Raw genomic sequence first — 14880 nt, forward strand, 5'->3', positions numbered from 1 at the left:
TTTACTATCTTTTGAGATTGCTTTTTATTAGGACATCCCACGAACTCCCGTGCAACACACGAAGTTTGTGATATTCTCCTGTTAACCCAGAACTTCCATCAAATGAAGAATTAGTTGGATTGATCTAGAGTTTCCTTGATAATATCTTCAATTTCTGATGCAGTGATATTCGTTTGTTCTGATTTCGCATAAATGACTAAAAGTAAGATAATTTCATTGCCAAAAACTTGATAAATAATCCGATATCCTCCGCTTTTTCCTGTGGGAATATCACTATTTTTTGCCCGTACCTTAAAGACGGTTTGTGAAACACCAATAATTTGAGTTCCGACAAGATTGCCAGCCTTTATTGCTTCGAGTACAGGGTTAATGTCTTCTCGGATTTGACGATAACGTTTGCTTAGTTTTTTGAGACGACGCTTAAAGGGCTCAGTAAAGCGAATTCTTTCATTTATTCTTCGATTCCTTCCCAAAGTTCTTCCAGAGGAAAGGTTTTTCCTTGTTTCGCGTCGATTAGGCTTTGCTTAAAGTCTGCAATTAATTCAGCTTTGCTGTCTATGGGGTGGGTTTCTGCGGTTAATGCTTGTAGAATAGTTTCCCAAGTGTCTAAGGGAATTAATACATCTGTGGTTTTTCCTTCTTGGTTGGTCAGATAACGAACCTGTTGTTGGATATGTTCTAAATTCATGTTTTTTGTATCTGAATCGCGCGATCGATTTCCTTAAAATAACAAGGGCTAGAGAGTCCTTGCGACTGAGGAGACAACCCGAAAACCGAGGTTGAAGTAGCCGATATCGGGGACGTACCCGTAACGGTTGGCGCAACGGCAGAGCCACGGAAGGACATCCCATGAACCCCCGCGCAACACACGAAGTTTATGATCTCCTCCTGTTAACCAAGGACTTCCATCATTGGGCGCTCCCTCATAATTCTCATGCCATACATCTTCGCACCACTCCCAGATATTCCCGTGCATATCGTATAAACCAAACGCATTGGGTGGAAATGACCCCACTGGTGTTGTTTTCTCTCGATAAATTCCTTCTTTCCCGTTGCCATAAGTATAATTGCCATTATAGTTTGCTTGGTCAGTGCTGATGGTTTCCCCAAAGTAAAATGGGGTGGTTGTTCCCGCACGACAGGCGTATTCCCATTGGGCTTCTGATGGCAGTTGATAGATTTTCCTTGTTTGTTCGGATAACTTCTGACAAAATTCTTTTGCTTTGTACCAAATAACACCCTCTACTGGATTATTTTCTCCCTTAAATGAAGAAGGGTTCTCCCCCATTACGGCTTTATATTGTCTTTGAGTGACGGGATATCTCCCCATATAAAAAGGGGCAATTTCTACTCGATGTTGCGGTCTTTCCCAGTCATAACTGTCTTTTTCTGTCTTTGGTGCGCCCATGATAAAACTTCCCCCTGAAATATAGACCATTTGGGGTAACTTTTTATAGTTTTCTATGGCAACTTTTAACTCTTTTGATGGGTTAGGTTGCTTTAACAGCAACTCATAAGCTGTGTTGCTTACTCTCAGGCTTTCATCTTCCAAGGAAGCAATCACTAACGCTAATCCTTCCTCACCATAGTTTAAGGCTTGATAGAGGGCATCTTCTCTCACTTCCTCTTCTGGGGCTTGTAACCGTTGCTTGACCCCTTGTATTCCCCCTAAAACCAGCGATCGCTGCGGGGTTTTCTTTCCCCCTAAAACCGCATCGGTGTCTTTTGGTTGTTGTGCCATACTCTTTAATCGCTCTCACTCCCCCTTAATTTATCACTGCGGAACATTTAAAATTAAGATGAGATCAAGAGGTGATTGAAAAACAATGAGTCTAACGATTTCAGATGACATTCTGCAAACTGTAAACATGACAGAAAGGGAACTCCTGATTGAAATTGCTATCTTGCTATTCCAACAGGAACGATTTACCCTTGGACAAGCCAGTCATTTTGCTAAAATGAATCAACTTCATTTTCAAAGATTGCTTGCGAGTCGTCAAATTCCCCTTCATTATGATGTTGAGGAACTGCAAGAAGATGTTCGTACTTTAGAGGCTAATGGTTGGCAATGAGTATTGTAAGTAACACTTCTCCCATTAGCAATCTTGTTGCCATTCAAAATTTAAAATTATTGCAACAACTCTATGACAAAATTATCATTCCCCCTGCTGTTTTTAGGGAATTGACAAATGCTGGAAATCAAGAACCAGCATCGATCGCGGTGAGAACATTAGATTGGATAGAAGTCAAAGCGATTTCTGACCAAAGTCTGATCTTAACTTTACAGGCTAATTTAGATAGAGGAGAAGCAGAAGCCATTGCACTTGCGGTTGAAATTGGAGCAAAACGTTTAATTATTGACGAACGAAGGGGAAGAAATGAAGCAATTCAATTAGGTTTATCAGTGACGGGCGTTTTAGGAATTTTACTAGCAGCTAAACAGCGAAAACTTATCCCTTTCGTCAAACCTCTCTTGGATGAATTAAGAGCTAAAAGTTTTTGGGTTCATGACACTTTATACAGTGAAGTGATTCGATTAGCTAAAGAATGAAAAAAAGGCATTGGGCTAGAGAGTCGTCACGGATGACGAGACAACCCGAAAACCGAGGTTGCTGTAGTCGTCGTCGGGGTTGACCCTGTTACGGTAGGCGCAACGGCAGTTCCTCAGATCGCTGAGCCAAGAACCCCGCGCAACACACCCCCTTTGTGATATCCTCCTGTTAACCAAGGACTTCCATCATTTTGAATGCCTCCTAAAACCAGCTGATCGCTGCGGGGTTTTCTTTCCCCCTAAAACCGCATCTGTGTCTTTTGGTTGCTGTGCCATACTTTGATTAATCTCACTACTCATTACTTTATCACTTGCAACTTTGATCAAAGTTCAGGGACTTGTTCATCTTCATAGCGTTCAATTAAAATACCAATAATCTCCATGAGAGAGGCGAGAGGGTGTTGTTCATCTTCACCGACTTCATCAATGAGTTGATCTAACCAATCTACAAGCTGCTGATATGTTGTTTCATCGTGAGGCGTGACTAATTGATGAGAAAGCGGTTGCCACAATTTTTTAGTTTCATCAACACTTAACATTTTTACTCCTTCCATTTTCCTTGGTCGTATTCCCCATGAGTTAATAAGGTTTTAGTTTTATTCAGCAAACTCTAACTTAACATCTAAAGGCTAACAGGTTAGAATGGAGTGGACTAATCTGAACGATCGAAAGAGAAGAGATGAACCGTCAAGAACTTTTATCTCGAATTACTATCAGTCCTGATATTTATTTTGGGAAACCTTGCATCCGAGGACATCGAATTTGGGTTTCTTTAATTTTAGATTTTCTTGCGAGTGGGATGAATTTTCAGGAAATTTTAGAAGAGTATCCCCAACTAGAATCAGAAGATATTTTGGCTTGTATTGCTTATGGGGCAGAACTATCAAGAGAGTATTTTTTTGAAATTCCGATTGAATCTAAATGAAAATCAAGTTAGATGAAAATATTGGGAATCAAGGGAGATTATTATTTCTAGTTCGTGTTTATAAACCAGATTAGGGGGGAGGTCAGAATGAGCACTCTGACAATACAGGGATTAAAATAATTAGAAAAACTTAATGATCTCAATCATGATTAAAATTCATAAATTTGCTCATTTCAGAAGTGTCTTTATCATTAAAACAAGTTCTGCTTTAAAAATACACGCCCGATGACCATTATCGCAGTTGACTTTGGAACTACAAACACGGTTATCAGTTACCTCCCCCCCGACTCGGAAACTCCCACTACCCTGAAGTTAGGGAACTTATCTCGCCTGTTCCGTTTACGAAATAACAAAGGAGAAATCAAAGAAGTTCCTGTAATTCCATCCCTTGTATTTATTGATGAGAAGCATCAGTATCAAGTGGGAGAAGTGGTTAGATCGCGTCGTTTAGGGTTGAGTCAACCGCATCACTTTTTTAAGGGCTTTAAACGGGATTTAGCCGCCGACTTTCAACCACCACCGAGAGAAATTGATGGCGTTCACTACACACCCGAACAGATTTGTCAACAGTTTCTAGAAATTATCTGGACAGCAATCCAACAGGAGAATCTGCAACCAACCCAAGCGGTGTTTACCGTTCCCGTGGGGGCGTTTGAACGGTATCGAGATTGGTTTTGGCAATTAGCGCAGGAACTGAAGATTCCGCAATTGCAGTTAGTGGATGAATCAACCGCTGCTGCGTTGGGATACGCCCAAAACCGCCCTGGTTCATTGGTGTTGGTGATTGATTTTGGCGGGGGAACGCTGGATTTAAGTTTGGTGCGAACGGCGTTTGGCGAGAATGAACAGGAATTGAAAGGGGAAGTGGTCGCAAAAGCCGATGCTTATGTGGGTGGTGGAGATATTGATGCGTGGATTGTTGAGGATTATCTCACCTCCATGGGTCAACAGCGAGAGGATACGGATGAAACCACCTGGCAAAACTTATTAGAAATTGCGGAACGGTTGAAAATTCGCTTGTCGGGGAAGGAGGAAGCAAAGGAGAGTTGGTTGAATGAGGAGACGTTTGAGTCTTATGAGATTCAGTTACAGCGCGATCGCGTGGAGGAAATTTTAGAAGCCCGACAGCTTCTAGATGAACTACGAGAGGCTTTAGATGATATTATCTCAACGGCGCTACGGAAGGGAATCCAAAAAAGTGAGATTGAACAAGTATTTCTCACAGGGGGAAGTTCCCTGATTCCTGCGGTACAACAGTTGGTGGTCTCCTTTTTTGGACGGAAGCGAGTCCACTTTTCCAACCCGTTTGAAGCGGTATCTCATGGGGCGTTACGGGCTGCGCGTTTACATTCGGTTGATGATTATTTACGCCATAGTTACGCAATCCGTCTCTGGGAACCTGCTTTGCAACAGTATCAGTATCATCCTTTGTTTGAAAAAGGAACCGCTTACCCCTGTGCAGGAGAACCCTTTACCTTACAAGTCGCAGTGGATGGACAACGGGAGATTGAGTTAGATATTGGGGAACTGGCGGATGTCTCACAAGTGGGAGAAGTGAGTTATGATGCCCAAGGGCGGATGACCACGGGAACAGTGAATCGGGAAACACGGTTTAGTTCTTTGGGAGAGGAAGCGAAAGTCTGTGTGGCGCATCTAGATCCCCCAGGGAAAGTGGGGCGCGATCGCGTTACGGTAAAGTTTGCGGTGAATGAACAACGAGTATTAGTGGGAACCGTTACCGATTTGTTAACCCAAAGGGTATTAGTGGATGACACGGAAGTTATAAAATTGACTTAGTTCTGAATCGACTATAAGAGTTTTCACTTTCATGAGGGACATTCTCAATTTTTGTTCTTTTTTATTCTGTTCGAGGCAATCCCCCTTCAGGGACTGATAACTGATAACTCCCCTTTTCTTCTACTGGCTAACGGTAGATTTAACGCGGGCTTCTTTAGCGATGGGAATCGTAAAGTGAAACTGTGTCCCTTGGTTTTTACCTGTCGATTCTGCCCAAATCTCTCCACCCCATTTTTCGACGATTTGACGGCAGATGGCTAACCCGAGACCTGTTCCTCCCGTTGTCCGTTGCAAAGCCCCTTCTTCTTGATAAAAACGGTCGAAGACGGTTTCTAAGCGGGAAGGTTCAATTCCTCGTCCCGTATCCGAGACAGTAACTTTCACTTGATGTTGGTTTTGGGGTTCTGCGGAAAGGATAATTTTGCCAGTGTTGTCGGTAAACTTACAAGCATTATCTAACAGTTTGGCTAACACTTCCACTAACCACTCTCCATCCACATAAGTGAGAGGAAGGTCTGTTTTTGCCTGATTTTCAATTTCGGGTAAGGGGGTTTCGGTATTTTTTCCGCGAATATTACTGAGGGATAACTCAATACATTCTTCTACAGACATTGGTTCTGGATTCCACTCAATACGTCCACTTTCTAAACGGGAAAGGGTGAGGAAATCTTGCACCAGACGACGCATTCGTTCCGCATCATTAAGGGCGGTAGATAACATCACCTGTCGCAGTTCTTCGGACATATCGGGTTCACTGACTAGGCTTTCTAAGCACACTTGAATGGTGGAGAGGGGGGTGCGGAGTTCGTGTCCCGTGATGGCGACAAGGTTAGATCGCGTTTGTTCGAGGGCTTCGAGTTGTTCGTTGAGGGTTTCCAGATTAGTATAGGCTTCGGCTTGGGTAAGGGCGAGTCCGATTTGGGGCGCGATCGCTTCGACGAGTTCAATATCTTCCTCTGTCCACGCGGTTTCTCGACGATAGCAATGATGCAGTTCGATCATGCCAATGACTTGTCCCTGATATAACAAGGGAATAAAGAGCCAACTATAAATTTGATGCTCGTCAACCAGTGAGGATAAGAGGGAATTATTCTGAATGGTCGGTTCTGATCCTGTGTCTTTAATATAGATGGGTGTCCCTTTTTCACGGACGTTTTGCAATAGCGGATTATTTTTAACGGGCCAAATTTCGTTTTCAACAGAGGTAATATTATCTCGTAAAAACTCGTGTTCAATGGTTGCAGTCGTGGTATCAGGGCGACAGCGATAAACTAAACACCGACAAGCAGCAAGGGCTTCTCCTACTTCCTGAACGGTAATTTCGAGAATTTCTTGTAAGTCTAGTGATTGACGAATGGCATTGGTTAAAGACCGCAAGAGTCGTTCTTTTTCTTCTTTTTTCGCGATCGCGCTGTAAGCCCGAATTACCCGATATTGTCCCGCCTGTAAATGCGTTACCAACCGTTCCACAAACGCATCTGGATTCACCCATTCTGAGGAAGATTCGGGTTGTGGGGGATTGCTTAGATAATATTGCTGGGCTGCTTCAATTTGAGATTGCAATTCGGGGCGGTAAGATAAAATCTTTTGAAACAGGAGAGCGGTTGCGGTTTTTGTCACTTCCGCATCAAATGTCCAGATTCCTTCAAACCGTCGCGCTGAATCTAAAGTGACCGCTTCATCATTATCATGAGCAGCACATTCCCGACAAATTAGACAACTGGTAAAAGTTTTGCTAATAACAGTTAAATGCCATTCTTGAGCAAGGACATCATCGGGAGCAAAATTAATGGTGGTGCAAGTTTGCTCATTCTCTTCAAAGGAGGTATTTCCCCCACAAAAAATGTAGATGTGATCGCTTTTTTCGCCTAAGCGTCGATAACGATGGGCTTCTTGTCGATAAAACCGTTCCTGTTGAAAACTTGCAATCACCAGTGGGGGATCTGCCGTTGCAAAAACTTGATCCTCCATGGCGTGGGAAAGAGCAGTCAAGGAGGATTTGAAATAAATTTGGGTTCGTAAGTGCGGAAGTTGTCCCAATAACTCCGTCACTAAAGAAGTCGATCTGTGCATTAACAGGGTCGATATGGTTTCTCCATCACAATCACGCAACTTCCCACTTTGGGGAGAGCCTCTCCATCTATCCTACAAAAAAGCGGGGTCAGCAACACAAATTACGGTTCAATGCTACCGAAATAAGCGTGAAAACTGCTATAAATATTTTTTGATTACCGAAAAATAGACCGCATATAGTTACCCCAGAGTTGGGCTGCTTGGCTGCTACTCCCTCGGGTGGGAGAAGGTTGATCATTTCCTAACCAAACCCCTGTGGTCAAATCTTGACGGGGAGCATAACCAATAAACCATAAATCAACCGCATCGTTGGTTGTCCCAGTTTTTCCTGCTGCGTTGCGACCGATATTTGCTGCACGTCCCGTTCCCTGTTGAACTACCTGTTGTAACCATTGGTTCATGGTTTGAGCGATACGAGGAGAAACGACTGCGCGATCGCGCTCAGCATTGTTTTTATAATCATAAATCACCCGACAAGTTTCATAATCATCAGGATTAGGACAATCACCGCCATCAAAAATCCGCCTAATGGCGTGCGGGCGATTCTTAATCCCATTATTGGCAAAAACCGTATAAGTCCCCGTCATTTCCAAGAGATTAACTTCACTTTGTCCTAACACTAAACCTGGTACAGGATTTAAATCTGACTCTACGCCTAATCGTTGCGCCATTTGTACGACGTTATTTAAACCCACATCTCTCGCCACCCGCAAGGCGACCACATTTTCCGATTGCGCTAACCCTCGCGCTGGACTAATATTCCCCGCACTCCTTTCACAGCCTGTGTAGCGTTGTCCTTTCCACCTTAACGGAGAACAAGAATAACTCCGAGAAATCCCTTGTTCTAACGCTGCTGCATAAGCAAAGACTTTAAATGTGGAACCAGGTTGACGTTGGGCTTGCGTTACCCGATTAAACTGGCTTTCCTGATAACTTTTTCCTCCAACTAATGCTCGAATCCCACCAGTGTTACTTTCAAGGGTTACCATTGCACCTTGGTTATAGCCATAGTAAGCCCCCTGATTCTTAAGATTTTCACGGAGGCTGGTTTCTGCTTGCTGCTGTAAGTCGAGATCAAGGGCGGTTTCAACAATAAAATTTCCTTCGGCTGCGAGTTCAGATCCCAAGAGCTCCCTTAACTCTACTAAAACATGATTGTAGAAATAAGGGGCACGAATTTGAGAGAAATTTTGTTTGGCTTTTGGGCTGACTTCGATGCGCGATCGGCGGGCGCGTTGGGCTTCTTCTGCGCTGACCAGGCCTAAGTTTGCCATGCGATTAATCACGCGATCGCGCAACTGAACGGCGGTTTCATAATCTCGCACAGGGTTATAAGCATTCGGAGCAGGTAAAATCGCGACTAAAGTAGCTGCTTCAGATAAATTCACATCACTCGCTGATTTATTAAAGTAAAATTGGGCAGCATCTTCAAAACCGTAACTTCCCACCCCTAAATACACCCGATTCAAATAGGTCAACAACAGCCGATCTTTGCTGTAAAATGTCTCCAACTTCAAGGCGACAATCATCTCATTGATTTTTCGTTTCACAGTATTTTCTCGTCCCACATAATCAGGATACAGACTACGGGCTAACTGCTGGGTGAGCGTGCTTGCACCTTGACGGACATCATTAGCCGTTAAATTAACAACGATCGCGCGTAAAATTCCAATCGGATCAACGCCAAAATGCCAATAGAAACGAGTATCTTCGGAAGCAATCACCGCATCAGGAAGATAAGGAGAGAAGTCAGATAAATTTTTTAATTCTCGATGCGTCCCACTTTGCAACGGACGTAATGGCGTTTGTCCATCCCGAGAATAGACAACCACGGGGCCTTGCACACCAACAGGTAGCGGTTGCACAGAAAATTTTGTCCATTCTAAGCCAATCACAAGGGCGAAAAGAATCGCTAGTCCACCTATCCCATAGAAAATATAAGAAAAGCCTCTGAGTAATAATGGTGGCGGGTCATAGTAGGTAATTTCCACGGCATCCGCCAGATCCCGAGGACCGAGAGTGAAGCGATCCCCATGGCGGAGGACAAAAGAAGACTGTTTCCGTTTTCCGATATAAATGCCGTTGAGTGAGTCCTCATCTTTGATCGTATAATTTCCAGACTGAGTGCGGTTAATCGAAAGATGCACTTGCGAGATCAGGGAATTCCGCACCACAATGTCACAACTACGAGAACTGCGTCCTAATAAATAGCGATCGCCAATCAGGGGATGTTTGGTAATCTTTTTTTCTTTACCATTTTTAATCCGTAATTCTGGAACGTTCGCACTGGGTTTTAAGGTCAAGGCTTGGGCTTGTACCGTTTGTATGGCTTGGGTAACAAATTGATTAATTGTTTGGGGTTGATCGCGCTTTGAACGATTATTCATTTTTATTTTGTTCTCCGTTTCTTGGGCGGTGAGAACGTTGAAAAGCGGGTAAATTAATGAGAATCAAACAAACAATTCCGATATTAATACAAATATCTGCAAGATTAAAAACGGGAAATTGAATCAACCGAAAGTCTAAAAAATCGACCACATAACCAAATAAAAATCGGTCTAAGCCATTTCCCGCAGCACCCGCTAAGACGAAACCATAGCCCAGTTGTTCCAGTTTGGGTAAGCGAGGACTAAACCAAGCATAGGTCATTAAACCAATGGTAACGATTAATGATAACCAACGCAGCCAAGAGCCATTTTCGGCAAATAAACTAAACGCTGCGCCCCGATTAATCACATAAGTTAAATGAAAGACATCTTCCCACAGCGCGATCGTTTTTCCAATTTCAACAAAAGATTCAACAACGATTAATTTTGTTGCTTGATCTAAAATAAAACCAATGATGGCGACGAGCCAAAATAAACGATTTTTCTTCATTAATAAAATAAAATATTACGTAAACCATAGGCTAAAACAGCAACAGCACAAACCAAGGCTAATTGTCCGTCTAAGGGTTGCCAAGAATATTGGAGAATTGTGGGGAATAACAGCAAGGGTGAATCTAAAACGAATAACTGAAAATAATGCAATCCCACTAAATAAATAATGCCAAAACTATGAATAATTGCTAATCCAAATAAACAACTGATCGCTAACCATTCCAGTTGTTTATCTCGACGAAACGCTAGAATTCCACAAAACCAAGCCCCAGGCACAAAGCCAATAATATAACCAAACGTTGGTTCTGTGAGATAGTCCATTCCCCCACCGCTACCGAAGACAGGTAACCAGACTAAACCGAGGGTGACATAAGCCAGTTGTGATAAAGCCCCCGCCCGTTTCCCCCCCAGACATCCAGTGAGTAAGACCGCCCCGATTTGATACGTTACCCCCAAAGAATGGATCTCAAGACCTTTTTCCGTCCAAGACCAAGGAAAATTAGTGGTGAAGGCTTCCACAAATGTCCCGCCAATGGTCAAGATTAAACCAATAATTGTCCAGAATAATTCATTGCTTGGAGACGACACGGGCTCAGATTTGTTATTCGTTCTTTGTTATTTGTTCTTTGTTATCTGTTCTCTATTTTTCGAGATGAATCAGTAACAAGACTTAACCATAACAGATAGGGAGTGGAAAGCCAACAGCATAAGAGATGACTTAAACCTGAGCGCGATCGGTTAAAATTTCATAGCCGTCTGGGGTAACCAAAACGGTATGTTCAAATTGAGCGGAGAGAGATTTATCGACGGTGACCACTGTCCAGCGATCGCGCAAGGTACGAGTAAATTTTGATCCCGCATTCACAATCGGTTCAATCGCAAGCACCATCCCCGCTTTTAACTTCACATTGGGGAGTTGATTGGTTCGTATATTAAACACCGCAGGGGCTTCGTGGAGATTCCGCCCCACGCCATGACCCGTAAAGCCTTCGACAACACTATAACCGCGACTAGTGACATAATCCTCGATCGCGCCAGCAATGTCTAATAATTCTGTTCCTGCTTTCACTTGTTTCACCCCTTCATACAGGGCAGTTTCCGCCACTTCCATCAACTCTTGGGCTTTCGGTTTAATTTTACCAATCGGGATCGTAATACAAGAATCCCCATGAAACCCATTTTTATACGCCCCTGTATCCACCTTTAAGAGATCCCCCTTACGAATGACTTTTTTCGCGCTAGGAATCCCATGCACCACTTCATTATTAATACAAATACAAATCGAACCTGGAAAGCCATGATACCCCTTAAAACTTGGCGTTGCACCCATTTCTCGAATCCGCTTTTCCGCATAGGCATCGAGGTCGGCGGTGGTCATTCCCGCTTCTGCAATCTCAGAAATTTCCTTTAAAACCGTGGCAACAATTCGCCCTGATTCCCGCATATACTCAATTTCTTGAGCATTTTTAATTTCAATTCCGCGATGACGTTTCCGTCGTCGAGAGGGTTTTGGTTGTGCTTGCGATGTTTTCGGAGAGAGGAGTTGAGTGAAGAAATTCATAAATTAAATTAAGACTGTATCATCAGGACACTGCTCAACCATTATAGTTTTTCAGACTGGTTGGCTCAGGTTTCTGACCCTTACTGATTCCCTTTCTCCCGACTTCACCCTTAAAGATATTTGCCTAAAAACACTTTTAACTTCTCTTTTGTTTCTGTAGGGGCTTTATCCAAAGGGGTGATAATTGAATTTTTCAGAGCCGAATGTGCTTCTGAACTTGGCGGATTTTCATTAATGCGACGCACTGCTTCTTGAATTACTTTTTGAGCATTCACCGCATTTTTTTTCAAATATTCAATGACCATTTCTACCGTGACACTATCATGATCATCGTGCCAACAATCATAATCGGTCACTAAGGCTAAAGTTGCATAAGCAATCTCTGCTTCTCGCGCCAGTTTGGCTTCAGGTAAATTAGTCATTCCCACCACAGCAGCCCCCCAACTGCGATAAAGATAAGATTCTGCTTTAGTGGAGAAAGCAGGTCCCTCCATACAAACATAAGTTCCACCGCGATGAGACGTGACTTCTTCTAATTCCAAATGCGAGATGGAATCATATAGAATATCTCCTAGCTTTTCACATACTGGATCACCAAAGCCAATATGTGCAACAATGCCATCTCCAAAAAAAGTATTGACTCGGTTGCGGGTGCGATCAATAAATTGATCGGGAATTACCATATCTAATGGTTTAATCTGTTCCTGAAGAGAGCCGACAGCAGACGCAGAAATGATATATTCTACTCCAAGTTGCTTCATGGCGTGGATATTTGCCCGAAAGGGTAACTCTGTGGGCATCAGGTGGTGATTGCGTCCATGACGGGCGAGAAAAGCCACTCGCGTTCCTTCTAAGGTGCCAACAATTAGAGCATCAGAGGGATCACCAAAAGGGGTTTCTAACTTCACTTCTTCGACATCTTGGAGGGCTTCCATTTGATAAAGTCCACTCCCGCCAATTACACCAATTTTTGCTTGCGCCATGAGCTTTATTTAAGAATCGTACATTAAGCTATTTTAGGAGACTACAGAACCAGTGACCAGTGACCAGTGACCAGTGACCAGTGACCACAGAACAAACAACGAAGAACCAAGAACAAATCAAAGATTATGCCAACCCAAGATCAACTCCGTTCAAAACTCCAACAATTAGATAACGCTAGCTACAAAGCGTATAAAGACATCAAAGGACGTTATGATTTTCTGGATTTTACGCTGATTATTGACTATGTTCAAGGGGATCCGTTTGCGTCTCCCTCTCAGTTGCGAGTGCAAATTCCACAGTCTATTGCTGAGTTTCCCGAGTTTCTCTATCAGTCTCCCAGTCGGGAAATTGCGCTGCGAGATTACCTCACCCGTCAGTTTCGCCAAGTTGCAGGAAAAATAAGTTCTTCCCGAGGTACAGGAAAAAGTGGTTTAATTGCCATTACCAATGTCGGACAAGAAATTTTAGAGCGCAGTTCGGTACTAGTTGATGAGAAGATGGTGGAAGTGCGCTTTATCGCTGGCTTACCCGCCAAAGGACGGCGCGTTTTAGGTCGTCAAGCAGCAGAAATGTTGTGTGAAGATATCCCTGAAATTGTGGATCAAGCCCTGATTTATCAGTCCCTTAGTCCAAAAGCGATTCGTCATCATCTGGAAACGGCTGAGGATGCAGACTGGTTAAGAGAACAGTTATCGCAACGGAATTTAACGGCGTTTGTCCCTAATGGGGCAATTTTACCCCGTCGCAGTGGCGTAGATGATCGTCCTTTAGTGGATCAAAATGTTGTTCCCTTTCAATCTCCCCCAGAGTTACAAGTTAGTTTTAATTGTCCCAATCGTGGAACCGTCGAAGGAATGGGCATTCCAGAAGGGATTACCTTAATTGTTGGTGGTGGCTATCATGGCAAGTCAACCTTGTTAGAGGCGTTAGAGTTGGGGGTTTATAACCATATTCCTGATGATGGACGGGAGTTAGTGGTGATGAATCCTGATGCGGTGAAGATTCGCGCGGAAGATGGGAGAAATGTGGTTGGTGTCGATATTTCTCCGTTTATTAACCAGTTACCGCAGGGTCGGTCAACAACTGATTTTTCGAGTCCGAATGCAAGTGGTAGCACCTCCCAAGCAGCGAATATTGTGGAAGCCTTGGAAGCAGGGGCAAAAGTGTTATTAGTGGATGAAGATACAACGGCGACAAATTTTATGATCCGCGATCATCGGATGCAGCAGTTAATTAGTAAGGAGAAAGAACCAATTACGCCGTTTATTGATAAGATTCAACTGCTTTATCAGGATTATCAAGTTTCCACCATTCTTGTTATGGGCGGAAGTGGCGATTATTTTGATATGGCGGATACCGTGATCGCAATGGAGAATTTTCAGCCCTTTGAGGTGACAGAAAAAGCCAAAGTGATCGCGCAAGAAAATCGCACGGAACGTTCGGCAGAAGGGGGAGACCGTTTTGGCACTATTACCCCTCGCATTCCCTTGGCAGATAGCATTGATCCCAGTCGCGGGAAAAAAGATGTCAATGTGAAAGTTCGCGATGATGATGAGGTCTCTTTTGGGAATGAAGAGATTGATCTGGCTGCGGTTGAACAGTTAGTGGATAAAAGTCAACTCCGCGCGATCGCTGCTGCGATTGTTTATGCGAAAAAACAGTATCTCGATGGCAAACGCACTCTTCCTGAAATCTTAGATTTAGTCTTAGCAGATATTGATGAAAAAGGATTAGATGTGGTCACGCCTTCTCCCCAACATGATTTAGCTTATTTCCGTCGGTTTGAACTAGCAGCAGCCCTCAATCGACTCCGCACCTTAGCGGTGAAAAATTAAAAGATATCTCCTCTTTATCGGGTAAGGTTCGAGAGTCGCCTCTCTCTCCTCACTAAAGCTCCAGTCCCCTAAGAACCGTACGTGACTGTTTCCCATCATACCCCGCTCAAGCCTTACTTCCAATGGTGTAAGGGTTACACCGATTCAACCGACCAGTTCAGGTCGCGCGAGTTCTCCACGTGCGTGAAAAACGTGGATTCCAAACGTTGCTACAAAGCAAGATTAAATCTCGCTTCTGGGCGTTTACGGTATGATTGATTCAGCGAACTGAAAAC

15 protein-coding genes are annotated in these 14880 nt (G+C 43.5%); 5 read left to right on the forward strand and 10 right to left on the reverse strand.

Going from position 1 to position 14880, the window contains the following annotated elements:
• Positions 1-110: 110 nt before the first annotated feature.
• From PCC7418_RS11135 to PCC7418_RS11145, 3 genes are read right to left on the reverse strand one after another with little or no spacing between them, the layout of a single operon-like run.
• A complete protein-coding gene (locus tag PCC7418_RS11135) occupies positions 111-473 on the reverse strand; it encodes a type II toxin-antitoxin system RelE/ParE family toxin (protein ID WP_015226284.1) in 363 nt (120 codons plus the stop codon).
• Positions 452-688, reverse strand: a complete 237-nt coding sequence (locus PCC7418_RS11140; protein ID WP_015226285.1) for a hypothetical protein — start codon at positions 686-688, stop codon at positions 452-454. Before PCC7418_RS11140 ends, PCC7418_RS11135 begins: the two co-directional genes overlap by 22 nt.
• Positions 689-736: 48 nt before the next feature.
• Positions 737-1741 carry an SUMF1/EgtB/PvdO family nonheme iron enzyme gene (locus PCC7418_RS11145; protein WP_015226286.1) on the reverse strand — a complete coding sequence of 335 codons (1005 nt, stop codon included), beginning with the start codon at positions 1739-1741 and terminating at the stop codon, positions 737-739.
• A gap of 85 nt (positions 1742-1826) precedes the next feature.
• Here PCC7418_RS11145 and PCC7418_RS11150 point away from each other — a divergent pair, with 85 nt between their 5' ends.
• Together PCC7418_RS11150 and PCC7418_RS11155 are read left to right on the forward strand one after the other, a co-directional pair.
• A complete protein-coding gene (locus tag PCC7418_RS11150; RefSeq protein WP_015226287.1) occupies positions 1827-2072 on the forward strand; it encodes a UPF0175 family protein in 246 nt (81 codons plus the stop codon).
• Positions 2069-2551 (forward strand): DUF3368 domain-containing protein, encoded by a 483-nt coding sequence (locus PCC7418_RS11155; protein WP_015226288.1) that lies wholly within the window; start codon positions 2069-2071, stop codon positions 2549-2551. Before PCC7418_RS11150 ends, PCC7418_RS11155 begins: the two co-directional genes overlap by 4 nt.
• Before the next feature lie 323 nt (positions 2552-2874).
• Here PCC7418_RS11155 and PCC7418_RS11160 read toward each other — a convergent pair whose 3' ends face one another.
• On the reverse strand, positions 2875-3090 hold the full coding sequence (locus tag PCC7418_RS11160; RefSeq protein ID WP_015226289.1) for a hypothetical protein: 216 nt from the start codon (positions 3088-3090) through the stop codon (positions 2875-2877).
• A 140-nt stretch (positions 3091-3230) separates the two neighbouring features.
• Here PCC7418_RS11160 and PCC7418_RS11165 point away from each other — a divergent pair, with 140 nt between their 5' ends.
• Both PCC7418_RS11165 and PCC7418_RS11170 read left to right on the forward strand, forming a co-directional pair.
• Positions 3231-3476 (forward strand): DUF433 domain-containing protein, encoded by a 246-nt coding sequence (locus PCC7418_RS11165; protein ID WP_015226290.1) that lies wholly within the window; start codon positions 3231-3233, stop codon positions 3474-3476.
• 225 nt (positions 3477-3701) lie between these two features.
• Entirely contained in the window at positions 3702-5273 is a 1572-nt protein-coding gene (locus PCC7418_RS11170; RefSeq protein WP_015226291.1) for an Hsp70 family protein, read from the forward strand.
• A gap of 120 nt (positions 5274-5393) precedes the next feature.
• On the opposite strand, the gene PCC7418_RS11175 is transcribed toward PCC7418_RS11170, so the two are convergent.
• The 6 genes from PCC7418_RS11175 to PCC7418_RS11200 all read right to left on the reverse strand — a co-directional run bounded on the left by PCC7418_RS11175 (position 5394) and on the right by PCC7418_RS11200 (position 12769).
• Positions 5394-7346 (reverse strand): DICT sensory domain-containing protein, encoded by a 1953-nt coding sequence (locus tag PCC7418_RS11175; protein WP_015226292.1) that lies wholly within the window; start codon positions 7344-7346, stop codon positions 5394-5396.
• Positions 7347-7501: 155 nt separating this feature from the next.
• The gene (locus PCC7418_RS11180) at positions 7502-9733 is read right to left on the reverse strand and encodes a PBP1A family penicillin-binding protein (RefSeq protein WP_015226293.1); all 2232 of its coding nucleotides are present in this window, start codon (positions 9731-9733) and stop codon (positions 7502-7504) included.
• Positions 9726-10223 carry a signal peptidase II gene (gene lspA / locus PCC7418_RS11185; RefSeq protein WP_015226294.1) on the reverse strand — a complete coding sequence of 166 codons (498 nt, stop codon included), beginning with the start codon at positions 10221-10223 and terminating at the stop codon, positions 9726-9728. Before lspA ends, PCC7418_RS11180 begins: the two co-directional genes overlap by 8 nt.
• Positions 10223-10813 (reverse strand): biotin transporter BioY, encoded by a 591-nt coding sequence (locus PCC7418_RS11190; RefSeq protein WP_015226295.1) that lies wholly within the window; start codon positions 10811-10813, stop codon positions 10223-10225. The genes lspA and PCC7418_RS11190 overlap by 1 nt, the downstream gene beginning before the upstream one ends.
• Before the next feature lie 130 nt (positions 10814-10943).
• A complete protein-coding gene (gene map / locus PCC7418_RS11195) occupies positions 10944-11786 on the reverse strand; it encodes a type I methionyl aminopeptidase (protein WP_015226296.1) in 843 nt (280 codons plus the stop codon).
• A gap of 110 nt (positions 11787-11896) precedes the next feature.
• Complete coding sequence (locus PCC7418_RS11200) at positions 11897-12769, reverse strand: S-methyl-5'-thioadenosine phosphorylase (RefSeq protein WP_015226297.1); 873 nt, start codon at positions 12767-12769, stop codon at positions 11897-11899.
• Between the two features lie 126 nt (positions 12770-12895).
• Here PCC7418_RS11200 and PCC7418_RS11205 point away from each other — a divergent pair, with 126 nt between their 5' ends.
• On the forward strand, positions 12896-14605 hold the full coding sequence (locus tag PCC7418_RS11205; RefSeq protein WP_015226298.1) for an ABC-ATPase domain-containing protein: 1710 nt from the start codon (positions 12896-12898) through the stop codon (positions 14603-14605).
• Positions 14606-14880 lie beyond the last annotated feature (275 nt).

This window comes from Halothece sp. PCC 7418 (genome assembly GCF_000317635.1).
Taxonomy (GTDB): domain Bacteria; phylum Cyanobacteriota; class Cyanobacteriia; order Cyanobacteriales; family Rubidibacteraceae; genus Halothece.

Excerpts from the sequence above, each read along its gene's own strand:
- PCC7418_RS11140 (WP_015226285.1), bottom strand. The coding sequence starts at position 688 with ATGAATTTAGAACATATCCAACAACAGGTTCGTTATCTGACCAACCAA.
- PCC7418_RS11145 (WP_015226286.1), bottom strand. The coding sequence starts at position 1,741 with ATGGCACAACAACCAAAAGACACCGATGCGGTTTTAGGGGGAAAGAAA.
- PCC7418_RS11150 (WP_015226287.1), top strand. The coding sequence starts at position 1,827 with ATGAGTCTAACGATTTCAGATGACATTCTGCAAACTGTAAACATGACA.
- PCC7418_RS11155 (WP_015226288.1), top strand. The coding sequence starts at position 2,069 with ATGAGTATTGTAAGTAACACTTCTCCCATTAGCAATCTTGTTGCCATT.
- PCC7418_RS11160 (WP_015226289.1), bottom strand. The coding sequence starts at position 3,090 with ATGTTAAGTGTTGATGAAACTAAAAAATTGTGGCAACCGCTTTCTCAT.
- PCC7418_RS11165 (WP_015226290.1), top strand. The coding sequence starts at position 3,231 with ATGAACCGTCAAGAACTTTTATCTCGAATTACTATCAGTCCTGATATT.
- PCC7418_RS11170 (WP_015226291.1), top strand. The coding sequence starts at position 3,702 with ATGACCATTATCGCAGTTGACTTTGGAACTACAAACACGGTTATCAGT.
- PCC7418_RS11175 (WP_015226292.1), bottom strand. The coding sequence starts at position 7,346 with ATGCACAGATCGACTTCTTTAGTGACGGAGTTATTGGGACAACTTCCG.
- PCC7418_RS11180 (WP_015226293.1), bottom strand. The coding sequence starts at position 9,733 with ATGAATAATCGTTCAAAGCGCGATCAACCCCAAACAATTAATCAATTT.
- lspA (WP_015226294.1), bottom strand. The coding sequence starts at position 10,223 with ATGAAGAAAAATCGTTTATTTTGGCTCGTCGCCATCATTGGTTTTATT.
- map (WP_015226296.1), bottom strand. The coding sequence starts at position 11,786 with ATGAATTTCTTCACTCAACTCCTCTCTCCGAAAACATCGCAAGCACAA.
- PCC7418_RS11200 (WP_015226297.1), bottom strand. The coding sequence starts at position 12,769 with ATGGCGCAAGCAAAAATTGGTGTAATTGGCGGGAGTGGACTTTATCAA.
- PCC7418_RS11205 (WP_015226298.1), top strand. The coding sequence starts at position 12,896 with ATGCCAACCCAAGATCAACTCCGTTCAAAACTCCAACAATTAGATAAC.